Origin of the sequence: Novosphingobium sp. (assembly GCF_019748365.1) — a bacterium.
GTDB lineage: Bacteria > Pseudomonadota > Alphaproteobacteria > Sphingomonadales > Sphingomonadaceae > Novosphingobium.
The window spans coordinates 1-15631 of sequence record NZ_JAIEPN010000029.1; the positions used below are offsets into that span (position 1 = coordinate 1).

Annotated in this window: 12 protein-coding genes and 1 pseudogene; 6 read left to right on the forward strand and 7 right to left on the reverse strand. The window is 60.2% G+C overall.

Annotated features, from left to right (window positions below; genetic code table 11):
• The 3 genes and pseudogenes from K5Q19_RS04375 to K5Q19_RS04385 all read left to right on the forward strand — a co-directional run.
• A pseudogene (locus tag K5Q19_RS04375) lies at positions 1 to 228 on the forward strand (nitric oxide dioxygenase); the annotation flags it as partial.
• A gap of 132 nt (positions 229 to 360) precedes the next feature.
• On the forward strand, positions 361 to 1017 hold the full coding sequence (locus K5Q19_RS04380) for an HPP family protein (protein WP_082739426.1): 657 nt from the start codon (positions 361 to 363) through the stop codon (positions 1015 to 1017).
• Positions 1018 to 1498: 481 nt separating this feature from the next.
• The gene (locus K5Q19_RS04385; RefSeq protein ID WP_066213593.1) at positions 1499 to 1705 is read left to right on the forward strand and encodes a GlsB/YeaQ/YmgE family stress response membrane protein; all 207 of its coding nucleotides are present in this window, start codon (positions 1499 to 1501) and stop codon (positions 1703 to 1705) included.
• A gap of 126 nt (positions 1706 to 1831) precedes the next feature.
• Here K5Q19_RS04385 and rnk read toward each other — a convergent pair whose 3' ends face one another.
• The 3 genes from rnk to K5Q19_RS04400 form a co-directional block, all read right to left on the reverse strand.
• A complete protein-coding gene (gene rnk, locus K5Q19_RS04390; protein ID WP_066213573.1) occupies positions 1832 to 2236 on the reverse strand; it encodes a nucleoside diphosphate kinase regulator in 405 nt (134 codons plus the stop codon).
• A 235-nt stretch (positions 2237 to 2471) separates the two neighbouring features.
• Entirely contained in the window at positions 2472 to 3476 is a 1005-nt protein-coding gene (locus K5Q19_RS04395) for a rod shape-determining protein (RefSeq protein ID WP_066213562.1), read from the reverse strand.
• A 203-nt stretch (positions 3477 to 3679) separates the two neighbouring features.
• A complete protein-coding gene (locus K5Q19_RS04400; RefSeq protein WP_066213558.1) occupies positions 3680 to 5275 on the reverse strand; it encodes an FMN-binding glutamate synthase family protein in 1596 nt (531 codons plus the stop codon).
• Positions 5276 to 5400: 125 nt separating this feature from the next.
• On the opposite strand from K5Q19_RS04400, the gene gdhA reads away from it, so the two are divergent.
• Positions 5401 to 6750: an NADP-specific glutamate dehydrogenase gene (gene gdhA / locus K5Q19_RS04405; protein ID WP_066213555.1), complete on the forward strand. Its 1350-nt coding sequence runs from the start codon at positions 5401 to 5403 to the stop codon at positions 6748 to 6750.
• 374 nt (positions 6751 to 7124) lie between these two features.
• On the opposite strand, the gene K5Q19_RS04410 is transcribed toward gdhA, so the two are convergent.
• Positions 7125 to 8084 carry a tyrosine-type recombinase/integrase gene (locus K5Q19_RS04410; RefSeq protein WP_231729294.1) on the reverse strand — a complete coding sequence of 320 codons (960 nt, stop codon included), beginning with the start codon at positions 8082 to 8084 and terminating at the stop codon, positions 7125 to 7127.
• 186 nt (positions 8085 to 8270) lie between these two features.
• Between K5Q19_RS04410 and K5Q19_RS04415 the strand changes: the two genes are divergently transcribed.
• Complete coding sequence (locus tag K5Q19_RS04415; protein ID WP_292941590.1) at positions 8271 to 8540, forward strand: DUF4158 domain-containing protein; 270 nt, start codon at positions 8271 to 8273, stop codon at positions 8538 to 8540.
• On the opposite strand, the gene K5Q19_RS04420 is transcribed toward K5Q19_RS04415, so the two are convergent.
• Positions 8530 to 9290, reverse strand: a protein-coding gene (locus K5Q19_RS04420; protein WP_292941592.1) for an IS5 family transposase whose coding sequence is annotated in 2 segments (ribosomal slippage) — positions 8530 to 8957 and positions 8957 to 9290 — 762 coding nt in all. Because the reading frame shifts where the segments join, the coding sequence is not laid out codon by codon here. The two genes, K5Q19_RS04415 and K5Q19_RS04420, sit on opposite strands and share 11 nt — an antisense overlap.
• A 66-nt stretch (positions 9291 to 9356) precedes the next feature.
• Here K5Q19_RS04420 and K5Q19_RS04425 point away from each other — a divergent pair.
• Complete coding sequence (locus K5Q19_RS04425) at positions 9357 to 12086, forward strand: Tn3 family transposase (protein ID WP_292941598.1); 2730 nt, start codon at positions 9357 to 9359, stop codon at positions 12084 to 12086.
• 10 nt (positions 12087 to 12096) lie between these two features.
• Here K5Q19_RS04425 and K5Q19_RS04430 read toward each other — a convergent pair whose 3' ends face one another.
• Together K5Q19_RS04430 and K5Q19_RS04435 are read right to left on the reverse strand one after the other, a co-directional pair.
• Positions 12097 to 12309: a hypothetical protein gene (locus tag K5Q19_RS04430; RefSeq protein WP_082739427.1), complete on the reverse strand. Its 213-nt coding sequence runs from the start codon at positions 12307 to 12309 to the stop codon at positions 12097 to 12099.
• Positions 12310 to 12414: 105 nt separating this feature from the next.
• Positions 12415 to 15631 (reverse strand): CusA/CzcA family heavy metal efflux RND transporter (locus K5Q19_RS04435; protein ID WP_292941595.1); only part of this gene is annotated, 3217 nt, incomplete at its 5' end.

Genomic DNA, 15631 nt, shown 5'->3' on the forward strand with positions numbered 1-15631 from the left:
CAGACGCCGCAGGCAGATGAAGTGGCTGGACGCGATTACGATCATGCCGGGATCATTACCGACGAGTGGCTGATCGCAAACACCCCGGCGGTTGACGCCGATTACTACATCTGCGGACCTCGTCCGTTTCTTCGCCACGCCGTGTCGGCCCTGTCATTGGCAGGCGTGCGATCGGACCGGATCCATTACGAGTTCTTCGGCCCGGCAGACGAATTGCTCGCAGCCTGAAAGCCTACAGCACCAGAATGGCAAGCCCGGGTCCGCTCTCGGTCCCGGGCTTGCATCATCAAGGCCCGTTCCGTTGTAGCCAAAGGCTGGGCTCGGGCAGCATTTCACATGACTGAAAAAGGATGAACTGGCTTGCGACTGTTCAAGCCCATTCTAGCGGGTGTCCGCAGCGGCGACCGACTGCTGGCCTGTTTTGGCGCATCGTTCAGCATAGCCTTCTCTATACTGGTATGTTCGACGCTGCCGCTTCATGGGTCGGATTTCCCATTGGTCGTCGCGCCTTTGGGAGCGTCGGCTGTCTTGGTGTTTACCGTCCCGTCCAGTCCGATGGCGCAACCATGGCCAGTCATTGGCGGCAACATCGTTTCAACCATGATCGGCGTCGTGATTTACCAGGCAATCCCGAATATGGAGCTTGCCGCCAGCATTGCTGTGGGAGCCGCCATATTGATCATGTCGTTACTGCGTTGCCTGCACCCTCCCGGGGGCGCATCAGCTCTGACCGCCGTGATCGGCTCAGACGCAATCCATACCGCGGGATTTGGATTTGCGTTGCTGCCGGTCGGCATCAATTCGGTAACTCTGGTAATGGTCGGCCTGCTATTTCACAGGCTGACAAGCCATTCCTACCCGCATCGACCCTTACCAGCACCCGATGCAGGCCTGCATCTTGCCGACATTGATGCCGCACTTGAAGATATGCACGAAATCTTCGACATCAGCCGAGAAGATCTCGATGCGTTGCTTTCCCGCGCAGAGATGCATGCGGCAAAACGAAAGGCAACATGACAAGTGCCCTTCGACAGATGTTTCGCACCCTAATTCGCTGCAACCTTGATCCTGCCATAACCCGGATGCCCTTCGTAACGGCCTTTCATTTTTGTCCTTACGATTGGTTGGATCTGGGAAAGACCCTACCTGCTGCTGAAACTCACGGCGTTGTTTTGGGCGGGGACACTCAATCGTAGGGCGAGGCGCACGCGATTTAATCCCGCCCGTCGCACTCGCTTTCTGACGCTGGAGTCTGGCGTTGCTCCTGCTGTTGCCATTTGCCTGGCCATATCTGCGACGTGATATGGCCCGCCTCAAAGAGGCATGGAAACCGGTGCTCGTGCTGGGCACGCTCGGCATCGGCGCTTTCAACACCCCTCTTTACACTGGGCTGCTGACCACGACCGCAGTCAACGGTCTGCTTCTGCAGGAAGAGAAAACGTGTTGGATCATAGCACTGATCGTGGGCGGTATCGCCGGCTGGCTGGCCAGGCTGGTAATGAACCGCGATGCCTCGATAGGCATTTTCTGGAATATCGTTGTGGTCTGCATCGGCTCGCCGATCGGCAACGCGGTTGCCGGGCCACTGCTCGGCATCAGCGGCAGTATACAGGAGTTTTCGCTCACCGGACTGATCATCGCCTTCGTGGGCGCCGTGATCCTGCTCGGGAACGTCAACATCGTGCAGCGCAGAAATTTTCGCTGAGCCAGGCGAACGTTCGGGTGGGGTCACCCCACCCGAACATCGGTTGCAGTTTCGGCTTCGCATGAAGGCCTTCGGTTGCGCTTGTGGGGGGCAATGACGGTGTTTGGCAATGCGCCGTTATCGATACTATCTTTGATTTACTTCCATGATCCGCAAGGCCCGCTGCTTTCCGGCACGATCGGGCCATGAGATCGACTGTCCAGGTTTCAGGCCGAGCAAGCCAGCGCCAACCAGTGACAGGATCGAGATTCGTCCCGCTGCAATGTCGGCATGCTGAGGGTAGACGAGTTGTAGCGTGCGCTCAATGCCACTCGCTTCATCCAAAAATTTTACCGTTGATTGAAGGGCGACGACATTCTGCGGCAGCCGAGAATCCTCCACAATCGTGGCGCGGTTGATCTCGGCGAGCAGCAGTTCGGCCACCTGCGGCAGTCGATCTTCCGCCTCGATGGCAAGGTTGCTGATGCGTTCAGCGTCAGTTTCGCGAATCTGGATTGCTGGCCGCGCCTGGGCCTTGCGATGAGTGGTCATGGTGATCTCCGTCAGCGCCGGTCATGCAGGCGCGGTGCGCTGGAAAAGCGCGATATAAAGGGGGATGATCGGTTTTGCCCCGGACTGCGCCGGACGTAGCTCTCGCTGTCCGGGGCTATTGGCCCACGAGAAGCGAACTCGCATGGCAGCGCTGACGCTGACGTGTGGCAAACCGGAACATGGCACGATGATGGCCGCAAGCGACCCTCAAGTCAAACCAAGTGTCACGCCCCGATCAGTGCAAGAGCGCCTTTTGCAGGCCATTTGCCACGCAATAAGCGTTGTCCGGAGCAAGGGCGACATGCAGCCCGGTGGCCTGGGCCAATGCCGGCCGGACAAGATTGATGACTGCACTGCCGCCGGTCAGGACAATGCCGTCATCGTGGATATCACGGCTCAGTTCGGGCGATATCTGGCCCAGCAGGTTCACAACCATCCTGGTGATGCCGGCAACATGCTTTTCCACCACGGGAAGCAGATCACCTATCGGCGGTTCCAGGGCTGCGGGCAATCCGTTCACGAGGTCGCGCCCCTTGAACCGGATCGTGGCGCCAGGGGCTGCCTGTTCCTGGAGCATCCTGACGATGTCGCGTTTCGCGTGTTCAGCAGTGTTCATGCCGATGAGAAACTTGTGCTGAAAATGGAGATGATCGGCAATCGCGCGATCAAGCGCATCGCCTCCGCCGCGTAGGGATGCAGTCGCGCAGGTTCCGCCCAGCGACAGGACGGCCGCCTCCGTCGTGCCGGCACCGCATTCCACGATCATGGAGCCGCGGGGATGATCGACCTGAAGGCCTGCTCCCCACGCGGCAGCCAAAGGTTCCGTCAACAATTCGACAGCCCCCAGACCGGCATCGTTTGCCGCGGTGAGCAGCGCGCTGCGCTCTGCGTTGGTTGCATCGGCTGGCACTCCGATGATTGCGCGAAAGGAGCGGAGCCTGCGCTGGCCGACGCTCGATCGCACGGCATAGGCCAGATAGTCGCGGGCCGCCGCGATATCGCAAAGCACTCCGCGATGCAGGGGGCGCACGATGCGCAGGTCTCCGGGTGTACGCTCCTGCATGGGGCCGACGGTAGCTCCGGCAGTGACCAGTTCACCGGCATCGACGCGCCCCGCGAAGCAGCAGAGCGACGGCTCATCGAACAGGACACCGCCATCAGCCGACACCACCCGCGTATTGGCCGTGCCAAAATCAATCGCGAAATCGGCCTTGCCCGCGCCGTGAAACAGTCTTCTCATCTCGGCCCGATAGCAGTTGCTCCAGGGGAAGTCTTCCGAGAGCTTTCAACCTCCTGTTGCGGGCTCAGAAATCCGATTCCTATCCCTGCCTTCGGCCTTCCTTCATTCCACTGCAAAGTCGATGGGCCAGCTTGATTTGACATACGTGAACCCAATGGCCGGACTATCAATTATCCAGGCTTCACGCCGCGCCGAAAAAGATGTCACAACAACTCGAAGCTGTCGGCACGAGCTATGTCCCACACGTTCTTGTAGAAACTGGAGTGACAGCTTCCGCTTAGCAATTCTCGTTCGGCCAGGAAGGTATGAAGTTGCGAAAACAGGCGGACCTCGGTCTGACTGACCCGACGCACCAAGTGATGCGGACCGATCTGGCTGGGATGATCGAGGCCTGCGGCGGCCAGCATTTCCGCCAGCGCATGCAGCGTATTCCTGTGAAAATTAAACACGCGTTCGGCCTTTTCGGGTACCACCAGGGCGCGCTGGAGCAGCGGATCCTGCGTCGCGACGCCGACGGGACAACGGTTGGTATTGCAGGACAGCGATTGAATGCACCCGAGGGCGAACATGAACCCTCGCGCGGCATTTACCCAGTCCGCACCCAGGGCGCGCGTCGCAGCGATGTCGAAGGCGCTGACTATCTTTCCCGCAGCGCCGATCCTGATCCTGTCGCGCAGGCCCGTGCCGACCAAGGTGTTGTGCACAAAGAGCAGGCCTTCCCGCATGGGCATGCCGAGATGATCAGAAAACTCGAGAGGCGACGCGCCTGTCCCGCCTTCTGCGCCATCGACCACGACGAAATCGGGCAGGATGCCTGTGTCCATCATGGCCTTGACCATACCCATGAATTCCCACGGCTGACCAATGCACAGCTTGAACCCGACAGGCTTGCCGCCGGAAAGCTGCCTGAGCTCCGCGATAAAGGCCATCATCTCGTTCGGCGTGGAAAAGGCACTGTGCCGGGCGGGAGAAACGCAGTCCTGGCCCATTGGCACACCGCGGGTCTGGGCAATCTCTTCTGTGATCTTGCTGGCCGGCAGAATTCCGCCGTGGCCAGGTTTGGCACCCTGGCTGAGCTTGATCTCGATCATCCTGACCTGCGGATCTGTGGCTTTCTCCTCAAAGGCTCGTGGGTCAAAGCCACCATCGGCGTTCCTGCAGCCAAAATACCCGCTGCCGATTTCCCAGATCAGATCGCCGCCATGGTGTCTGTGGTGCGGACTGATACTCCCCTCGCCGGTGTCATGGGCAAAGCTTCCCAGCTTTGCGCCCTGGTTCAGTGCAAGAATGGCGTTGGCACTCAGCGATCCGAAGCTCATCGCCGAGATGTTCAGGATGGATGCCCGGTAGGGTTGCTTACAATCGCCGCCGCCAATGTCGACGCGGAACGTGGCGGGATCACCGGGGGGAACCGGGCGGTTCGAATGCCCGATAAATTCATAGCCGCTTTCATAGACATCAAGCTGGGTGCCAAATGCGCGCTCGCTGCTTTCGTTCTTCGACCTCGCGTAGACCAGTGACCGCTGACTGCGGGAAAAGGGCAGCTGCTCATGGTCATCCTCGATCAGATACTGGCGTATCTCCGGACGAATATCCTCGAAAAACCAGCGCATACGACCAATGATCGGGTAATTGCGTCGGATCGAATGGACCGGCTGTGCGAGGTCAAACAGACCGATCAGCGCCAAGACCCCCGAAATTGCGAAGACGGAGACGGCCCAAGCCGCAGGGAGAAAAGCACCAGAAACAACAGCCGCAAGAAGGGCGCAACCAAAGACCAAAAAACGTTTAAAAAGCACTGCATGGCTCCGTCAGCACGACCACAATTGCCAGCACGGTAGCACGTCTATCGAAAAGTCGGTCACTCTCGCTTATGCACGACGCAAGCAGAAGCCCACCCCAGCGTCGGAGCCAGGAAATTTCAATGACCAAGATTGACGAAAAGCTTGAACCCATCCTCGCCGAGGTGCTGCGCCGCAATGCCGGCGAAACAGAGTTTCACCAAGCCGTCATCGAGGTGCTGGAAAGTCTCGGGCGCGTGATCGCCAAGAAGCCCTATTATGCCGATCATGCCCTGATAGAGCGTCTGTGCGAGCCTGAACGTCAGATCATTTTCCGCGTGCCCTGGGTTGACGATCAGGGCCAGGTGCAGATCAATCGTGGCTTTCGCGTGCAATTCAACTCCGCGCTCGGCCCCTACAAGGGTGGCCTGCGGTTCCACCCTTCGGTCAACCTCGGGATCATCAAGTTCCTTGGGTTCGAGCAGATCTTCAAGAATGCGCTTACAGGACTGCCGATTGGTGGTGGCAAGGGCGGCTCGGATTTTAATCCGCGTGGACGCTCTGAAGGCGAGGTCATGCGTTTTTGCCAGTCATTCATGACTGAATTGCAACGACATCTGGGCGAATACACCGATGTGCCGGCTGGCGATATCGGCGTTGGCGGGCGCGAGATCGGTTACCTCTTTGGCCAGTTCAAGCGCCTGACCAATCGGTACGAAGCCGGGGTGCTGACCGGCAAGGGACTGGTCTATGGCGGCTCGCGTGCCCGCACCGAAGCCACGGGGTTCGGCGCGACCTATTTCGTCTCAAGCATGCTTGCCACCAAGGGCATGGATTTCGACGGCCGCAAATGCGTGGTGTCGGGTTCCGGCAACGTGGCGATCTACACGATTGAAAAGATCCGGCAGTTCGGCGGCATTGTCATCGCCTGCTCGGACTCCAATGGCTACATTGTCGATGAAAGCGGCATCGATCTCGATCTGGTCAAAGAGATCAAGGAGATTCGCCGCGAACGGATCTCGCAATATGCGCGCAGGAAAGGCAACGACACCCATTACATTGAGGGCGGTTCGATCTGGGATGTTCCGTGCGATGTTGCCATGCCATCGGCCACGCAGAACGAGTTGACCGGCAAGGATGCGCGCGCATTGGTCAAGAACGGGGTGGTTGCTGTGGGCGAAGGGGCAAACATGCCTTGTACGCCCGATGCCGTCCGCGAATTCCAGGGCGCGGGAGTGCTGTTTGGACCTGGCAAGGCGGCCAATGCCGGCGGAGTTGCGACTTCAGCCCTGGAAATGCAGCAGAATGCCTCGCGCGATAGCTGGAGCTTCGAGAAAACCGAGGAACGCCTCGCCGCCATCATGCGCAACATTCATGATACCTGTGCCGAGACCGCCGAGGAATACGGCGCCCCTGGCGACTATGTTCTGGGCGCAAATATCGCAGGGTTTGAGCGTGTAGCAGCTGCCATGACAGCCTTTGGCGTCATCTAGATTCTGCATTGCCAAGGAGTGATCCGGCGTCCCGGAGTCTACCGACATCACTTCGACTTAGGGCGCCGGATCAAGAAGGAGCGAGACTCTACCTCTGAACGGTAACAATCTGGGGAGCACGTCACTGACGAAGCTGGAGCACGATCATTTCGACCTACTGGTCATGGACGAGATCGGATACCCTGCTAAATACCCCCACGCCAAATCTGGCTGCATGCGGAAGCGCTCGGCTGAACATGGACGCGAATCACCCGCAACCCCTAGCAATTCTGCGATTTTCTGGAAGAATCCGGAAGTCTGTGGAAGCTTCCGGAAAAGGGGATGGTAGCGGAGGAGGGACTCATACTTGCACGGGCAGGTTCGAATTTCTGCTATTATAAGAACCCGCCCCCCGCATGGGCATCAAACAGCTCAGCTGACCGAACATAGCCCAGCAGCACTTCGACTTTCTTGTGCCGCGACACCTCCTGCATCTTGGCTATAGTTGCTCCGGTGCGGGAAGCTTCGGTGAGGAACCCGGCCCGCAACGAATGTCCTCCCACGCTCTCCGGATCGAGCCCAACGAGCCCCGCGTATTTCTGGATCAGCCGCGCGATCGAGCGGTCCGACATGCGCCTGTCGGTCAGCCGCCCCTGCGGGTCGATCCGATAGAACAGCGGTCCTGCGCCGCTACCGCGCACCGCCAACCACACCTTGAGCCGTTCAACGGGTTTGAGTGTCTTGCCCGAGGGCACCGCGATCACCTGCCCCTCCCCCTCCTGGTCGGTCTTGGAGTGGCGCAGCGTCAGTTTCAGGCCCTTGTCCACCATTACCACATCGCGCCACTCGAGCGCGACCAGTTCCGACCGGCGCAGCGCGGCCGCCAGGCCCAGCGCCAGGATCGCCCGGTCGCGGATCGCGCGCGTGCCCTGTCCGTCCGCCGCCGCGATCATCTTCGCCAAATCGCTGGCGGTGATCGCGGCCTTGCGGGCGCTGGGCCGCGCTCTGGCCCCGCGGCGGATCCCCGCGAGCGTATCAGCGATGACCATGCGTTCGTCTCGCTGAACTGGCGCGACCAGCCCATCCTGACGGTGCTTCCATCCGATCGCGGCGAGATGTCGGCCAATTGTGCTGTCGGCTTTGCCGTCCATCGCGAGCGCGGCCAGCCAGGTTGCGACCGCCTCGGGCCGGGCGGGCAGCGGTTCGAGCCCGCGCGCGTCGCACCAGCCTTCGAACTGGTTCCAGTCGCTGGTGTAAGCGCGCAGGGTATTGGCGGCCTTGGCCTGCGCGCGATAGCCTCGCGCCGCAGCTATTTCCTCGCCCAACGCCTTCGAGGATGCAGGACTAGCGGCCAAGGAAACCACCGCAGCCGGGTTCATTGTGAGCTGGGTGTGATTTTGGGGGCACCTCAAGGTCTGTTCGCCAGATAACGCTAAGCCGGACAAATGGCGAACACACCGGAGTCCTTTATGCATGCCTGCCTCGCCGCGCGGGTCTAGCCTGACCGAATGGGGGTCATCCCGAATCAGGTGAGGTGCATCATGGCGCGGCGCAATCTGCTGACGCGGGACGAGCGCGAACGGCTTTTCCTGCCACGAACCGACCACTTTTCGATCATCAGAAACTACACTCTGGCGTCCGAAGATCTGGACATCATCGGAAAGCGGCGAGGCGCCGTCAATCGGCTCGGCATTGCTGCACACCTCGCGCTGTTGCGACACCCTGGTTTCGGTCTGCGGGTCAACTCGGACGTCCCGGAGGCCGTACTCAACTACCTGGCTGTTCAGCTAGGCTCAGGACTCATTGATTGAGCCAGAAGATGACGGTTGCGGCGATGCAGATGGCGGACATGAAGGTGTGGGCGCATCGGTCGTAGCGGGTGTGAATGCGGCGCCAGTCCTTGAGTTTGCCGAACATGTTTTCGATCCTGTGACGTTGGCGGTAGAGCACTGTGTCGTGGGGGATCGGGACCTTGCGGTTGGCCTTTGACGGGATGCAGGGCGTAATGCCGCGCTCGGTCAGCGCGGCGCGGAACCAGTCGGCATCGTAGCCTCGATCAGCCAACAGTGCTTTGGCCCTGGGCAAGGCGTCGATCATCAGCGCCGCGCCCTTGTAGTCGCTCATCTGTCCTTCGCTGAGCAGCATGATCAGCGGCCGGCCCTTGTCATCGCAAACGGCATGGAGCTTGGAGTTCAGGCCGCCCTTGGTGCGTCCGATACGTCGGGGAACAGCCCCTTTTTGAGCAGACTGGCCGCCGTGCGGTGCGCCTTGAGATGGGTGGCATCGATCATCAACTGGTCCGGTTTGCCCCCCTTGGCGGCCAGTGCCGAGAAAATCCGGTTGAACACGCCCATGCGGCTCCAACGGATGAACCGGTTGTAGATCGTCTTGGGCGGGCCGTATGCCGCAGGCGCATCGCGCCATCGCAGACCATTGCGGATCACGAAGATGATCCCGCTGATGATCCGCCGATCATCGACCCGCGGAACCCCGTGCGACAAAGGAAAATACGGCTCGATCCGGCGCATCTGCGCCTTCGACAACCAGATCAGGTCACTCATGCCAACGCCTCCTCGCGCCGCCATTGAATCAACCTATTGAGCATTCCGCAAGCAAATTAATAGGTCCTGAGCCTAGAACTCTCGCCGCATGTATTCGAGACATATGGGCAACGCGCGCAGACGCGAACCGATCATAGCTCGACTGCGGCCGAATACCTTGGCCTCCAACCATTCGCGCGCGGCGACATCGCCCATGCCATCGAACTTGCAGCCCGGGCAGCCATGCGGAGCGACCGCGGCGAGACGATTGCTCGATCCTTGATGGACAGCCTCAAGGCGGATCGGTTCATCTTGCCGCTTCCGGACACCCTCGAACGGTCCGGGCTCGCCGGACGGGCCCGCGCCCGCAAGCGCGCGGCGACAGAGATCGTCGCCGAGTTGGACGGCACAACGTTGGAGTTGCTTGACGCGCTCCTGATCAACGACCCTGCCCTGGGCATGACCCCGCTCGCATGGCTCCGCGACATGCCGGGGTCGCCGTCGACCAAGAACATGAACGCGCTGCTCAAACGCCTGCGGTATATACGGCAGCTCGGGATCGATCCTGGGATCAGCTTGGCGGCGACAGGCTTCCGCTTCGGCCAGTTCGTGCGTGAAGGCAGTGTGGCCCCGCCGTTTCTGCTTGCCGACTATTCCCTCAATCGCCGCAGGGCGACGCTGGCGGCTGCAGTGGTCAATCTTGAGGTCAGGCTTGCCGATGCCGCGATTCTAATGTTCGAGCGTCTGATTGGCGGGCTGTTCACCCGTGCCAAGCGGGGCCAGGAACGACGTTATCAGGACACGGCACCGTCGGTCGGCAAGCTCATGCGACTGTTCGGAGCAACTATCGCGGCATTGGACATGGCAGAGGAAACTGGCCGCGATCCGCTGATCCTGATCGATGAGATGGTGGGCTGGCATCGCTTGATGGCCGCGCGTCCCCACGTCGATGCCTTGGCTGATCTCGCACAAGTGGACACTTTGGTCCTGGCGACCGAACGGTACGCGACACTGCGTCGGTTTTCCGGCAGCTTCCTCGACACGTTCACGTTCAAGGCCTCGGGCAGCGGTACGAACCTACTTTCAGCTATCGACCTCCTTAAGCAGACGAACAGTAGTCGCGGCGCGCATCTGCCGGAAAATCCGCCCATGCCCTTTGCCAATCGGCAGTGGCCCAAGCTTATAACTGAGGGAGGAAAAGTCAGCCGCGCGCGCTACGAGACGGCGGTCCTGGCAACTCTTCGCGACAAGCTGCGGGCCGGCGATGTCTGGGTCGAAGGAACACGCGCCTACCAGCGATTCGATGCCTATCTGCTCCCCCGCAAAGCCGCACAATCGGCAATAGCTGACTTGCCGATCAACGTGAACTCTAGGGAATATCTGGCTGAGAAAAGTGCCGAACTTGATCAGCGCTTGCGGCACTTCGCACACCAGCTGCGGACCGGACGCCTGTCTGGTGTTGCGCTCGTTCGCGACAAGCTGAAGGTTGTGCCGCTGCAGGCGGCAACTCCGCCGGACGCGGAAGTTCTGGACCGCAGGCTCGATGCGCTACTCCCGCGCGTCAGGATAACCGAGCTCCTTTTCGAGGTTGCTGAGCGCACCGGCTTCCTCGCGGCATTTCGGGATGTCCGCTCGGGCAAGGAGCACGACAAACCCCATGCCATCCTCGCTGCCATTCTAGCAGATGGCACAAACCTCGGCGTCGAACGTATGGCCAACGCGAGTCAGGGCGTGACCTACGCACAGCTCGCCTGGACCCAGAACTGGTATATCTCGCCCGAAAACTACGAGGCCGCCTTGGCCCAGATCGTGCGCGAACATCACCGGCTGCCGTTCGCGCGCAACTGGGGAGAAGGTGTCAGCGCATCATCTGATGGTCAGTTCTTCCGCACCGGCCGAATTCGGTCAGGCGCAGCCGAGATCAACGCCAAATACGATCACAAGCCTGGCATCAAGATCTACTCGCACCTGTCCGACCATTTCGCTTCGTTCAGTTCGCGCATCATGTCTGCCACCGCAAGTGAGGCACCGTACGTGCTCGACGGCCTGTTGCTTGGCGCCCGTGAATTGCCACTGCAGGAGCTGTATACCGATACCGGCGGCGCCTCCGATCACGTCTTTGGCTTGTGTCACCTGCTGGGCTTCCGTTTCGTCCCGCGGATGCGCGACCTAGCCGATCGACGGTTTGGTGCCATTGCAGCGAACTCAGCCTACAAAGGAATCGAATGTCTGTTCGGCCAAGCGATCAAAGTCGGCGCGATCGAGGCAGAGTGGGACGACCTGGTCCGCATGGCGGCATCGATCCGTGAGGGCACGGTCGCTCCGTCAGTCATACTGCGCAAGCTTTCCGCCTATCGTCGGCAGAACAAGCTCGATCTTGCCCTTCGCGAACTCGGTCGCATCGAACGGACGCTGTTCACACTCGACTGGCTGGAACAGCCCGAATTGCGCCGCGCCTGCCAAGCCGGATTGAACAAGGGAGAGGCCCGGCACGCCCTGGCTGATGCAATCTACACCAATCGGCAGGGACGCTTCACGGACCGTACCTTGGAGAACCAGCAATACCGAGCGTCTGGCCTCAACCTGCTCATCGCCGCCATTGCATACTGGAACACCCTCTATCTCGGCCGCGCCGCCGATCACATTCGCTACTCCGGGGCAGAGATCGACGAGGCACTACTGGCGCACGTCTCGCCGCTGGGTTGGTCGCATATCGGCCTGACTGGCGACTACCTGTGGGAGGATGCGTCATTCAGCGACGGTGGCGGGTACCGAGCCCTTCACGACCCGAGCGGCAGGTTGCAGCTCGTCGCGTAGGATGTTCTCACTATGTCCGGCTTAGCGTTGTCTGGCGAACAAATCTTGAGGCGAGGCCAATGCACAGCTTCGCTGGCTGATCAGCCGTTGCTGGCAAGACGTGGACTTCATCGACGCCAGCGCGCGGTCTCAAGCGGCCGATGATACGCTCGACGCAGGCATCTGCAGCATCCGCCACCCCGGGCAAGACGAGTGGAATATCGAACTGCGCTTTTTCCGTCATGCGAGCTATCCTTTAATTGTCTCGAGGCGAAGCGCTGGAAATCCGGGCCAGCAGATCTTCGAAGTGGGCGGCCGACGCATCGCGCTGACATGGCCGCCCACATCCTCATTTGACCGGCAACTCAGCACCGAACGTGTCGACATCGCCGTAGTCACCGGTGACATGATGCTTGTGGCGTCCCCGCAGCAGCAAGTGGCTGATGGCAGGTAAGACGAACAGGGTCAGCAAGGTCGAGGTGATCAAGCCGCCTATCACGACGATCGCGAGCGGCTTCTGCACCTCGGCACCCGTGCCGGTGGCGAGTGCCATCGGCACGAAGCCGATGGCCGGCACGATGCCCGTCATCAGGACCGCACGAACGCGCTCCATCACGCCTTCACTGATCGCCATATCAACCGGCTTGCCTGCGTCGATGCGGGTGTTGATGCTGGTCATCACGACCAAACCGTTCAGCACTGTCACACCCGAAAGAACGATGAAGCCAACAGCCGCAGAGACCGAGAAGGGCAATCCGGTCAGAAGCAGCGAGAACACGCCGCCCGCCAGTGCCAGCGGAATTGCCGAATAGACCGCAATCGCCTGACGCACGCCGCCCAATGCCAAAAACAGAATGCCAAAGATGGCGGCGAAGATGATCGGGATCACCACAGACAGCCGTGCAGACGCGGCTTGCAGGTTCTCAAACTGCCCGCCCCATTCGATGAAGCTGCCGGTCGGAAGTTTGACCTGCGCTGCAACCTTTTCCTGCGCCTCGGCAACGAATGAGCCCAGATCATTGCCTCGCACATTGGCCTGCACGACGACACGGCGTTTGCCGTTTTCACGGCTGACCTGGTTCAAGCCTTCGGAGAACCCGAACTTTGCCAGCTCGCGTAAAGGCACCGATGCACGCGCGCCGCCTTCGCCGGGTAGCAACACAGGGAGCGCGCCTACTGCGTCGAGATCATCGCGCGTTGCCCGGTCAAGCCGGACAACGATATCGTAACGCCGGTCCCCTTCAAACACGATTCCCGCCTCCCGGCCGCCGAGGGCTATGGAAACGGTATCGCTGACATCCTGAAGGGTCAGTCCGTATCGCGCGATGGCATCCCGGTCGAACTGGACGTCCAGGACAGGGAAGCCAGCCGTCTGCTCGACCTTTACGTCGGCAGCGCCGGGGACGGTGTTCAGTACCGCTGCCACTTGCTGGGCCGCGCGGCCCATTTCCTCGAGATTGTCACCATAGAGCTTGATCGCGATGTCACCGCGCACACCGGCAATCAGCTCGTTGAAGCGCAGCTGGATGGGCTGGCTGATTTCAAATGCGTTGCCGACGAGTGGTTCGAGCTTCTTCTCAACCCGTTCGATCACATCGTCCTTGGTGCTGATACCGTCAGGCCAGGTTTCCCGAGGCTTGAGGATGATGAACGTATCCGAAGCGTTGGGCGGCATCGGATCGCTCGCAACTTCCGCCGTGCCGGTCTTGGAATAGATGAAGGCGACTTCCGGCAAGGAAGCGACAGCCTTTTCAACCTGGAGTTGCATCTCCTGCGATTTGTTCAGCGAGGTCGAAGGGATACGCAGCGCCTGCATGGCGAGATTGCCCTCGCCCAACGTTGGGATGAACTCGCTGCCGAGCATCGAAAATACCAGGCCCGCAGCGGCGAAAGTACCCGCTCCTGCGCCGATCCACGGCCAGGGACGATAAATCACCCGCTTGAGCACGGGCTCGTAGCGCTCCTTCATCCATGCGATCGCCCGCACTTCCTTCTCGGCGACTTTGCCACGGATCAGCAACGCAACCATTGCGGGCACAAACGTCAGTGAAGCGATGAACGCGCCAGCCAATGCCAGCATGACCGTAATTGCCATCGGCGAAAAGGTTTTACCCTCGACCCCGGTGAAGGTCAGCAGAGGCACGAACACGAGGAAAATGATCGCCTGCCCGTAAAGGGTCGGCTTCACCATCTCGCGCGATGCCTCGAACACCTCATGCAGCCGCTCGCTCACACTGAGCAGTCGCCCTTCATGATGTTGCCGTTCGGCCAATCGCCTCAGGCAATTTTCGATGATGATAATCGAGCCATCGACAATCAGACCGAAATCGAGTGCTCCCAGGCTCATCAGATTGCCCGATGTGCGGGTAAGGTTCATGCCCGTCCCCATGATCAGGAACGAGATCGGGATGACAAGCGTGGCAATGATGGCCGCGCGGATGTTTCCGAGCAGCCAAAACAGCACAATCGCGACCAAAAATGCACCTTCCAGCAGGTTCTTTTCAACCGTGCCTATGGTTGCATCGACCAGCTGAGAGCGGTCCAGAACCGACTTGACCGTAATGCCGGGTGGGAGCGATTTGGCGACCTCTTCAAGGCGATCTGCAACTGCGGAAGCGACGACCCGGCTATTGCCATCGGCAAGCATGAGCGCGGTTCCGACAACGATCTCCTTGCCGTTTTCGGAAGCCGAGCCGGTGCGCAGTTCGCCGCCGATCTGGACCGTGGCAACGTCGCGAACCGCGACAGGGACACCACCACGGCTGGCGACCGTCGCGCGACCGATTTCATCAACCGAGCGGATGCGGCCATCGGCGCGGACAAGGAAGGCTTCGCCGCCCCGTTCGACAAAGTTAGCGCCGACAGAGATGTTGGCGCGTTCAAGGGCTTCGGCCAATTCGGAGAAGGAGATGCCGTAAGTAGAGAGCTTGGATGCATCGGGCTGGACAACGAACTGCTTCTCATAGCCACCGATCGAATCGATCCCGGCAACGCCTGACACGGTCTTGAGCTGCGGGCGGATCACCCAGTCCTGAACCGTGCGCAAATAGCCGAGTTTGGCCACCTCTTCGGTCAGAATTTCACCAGACGGAGTCATATAGGAGCCATCGGGCTGGAACCCGGGCTTGCCCGCGACTTTGGGCGCGGCCTTGCTGCCGGGCTTGGCAAAATCGACGATGTACATGAGCACTTCGCCCAGTCCGGTTGAGACCGGACCCATTTGCGGCTCGACCCCTTCGGGCAGGGTTCCTTTGGCCTGATTGAGCCGCTCGGCCACCTGCTGACGCGCAAAATAGAGATCGGTGTGATCCTCGAAGATCACAGTTACCTGGCTGAAGCCGTTGCGCGAAATCGAGCGCGAGCTTTCCAGACCCGGGATCCCTGCCATCGCCGTTTCAACGGGAAAGGTGACAAGCCGTTCAATATCGAGCGGCCCGAGATTGGGCTCGACCGTATTGATCTGCACCTGTTTGTTGGTGATGTCTGGAACGGTGTCAACACCGGGATAAAAACGGGCCAGGCACCGGTTTAAAAAGGGGCCAGTTGGGTTGAATAAAAAGCCCCAT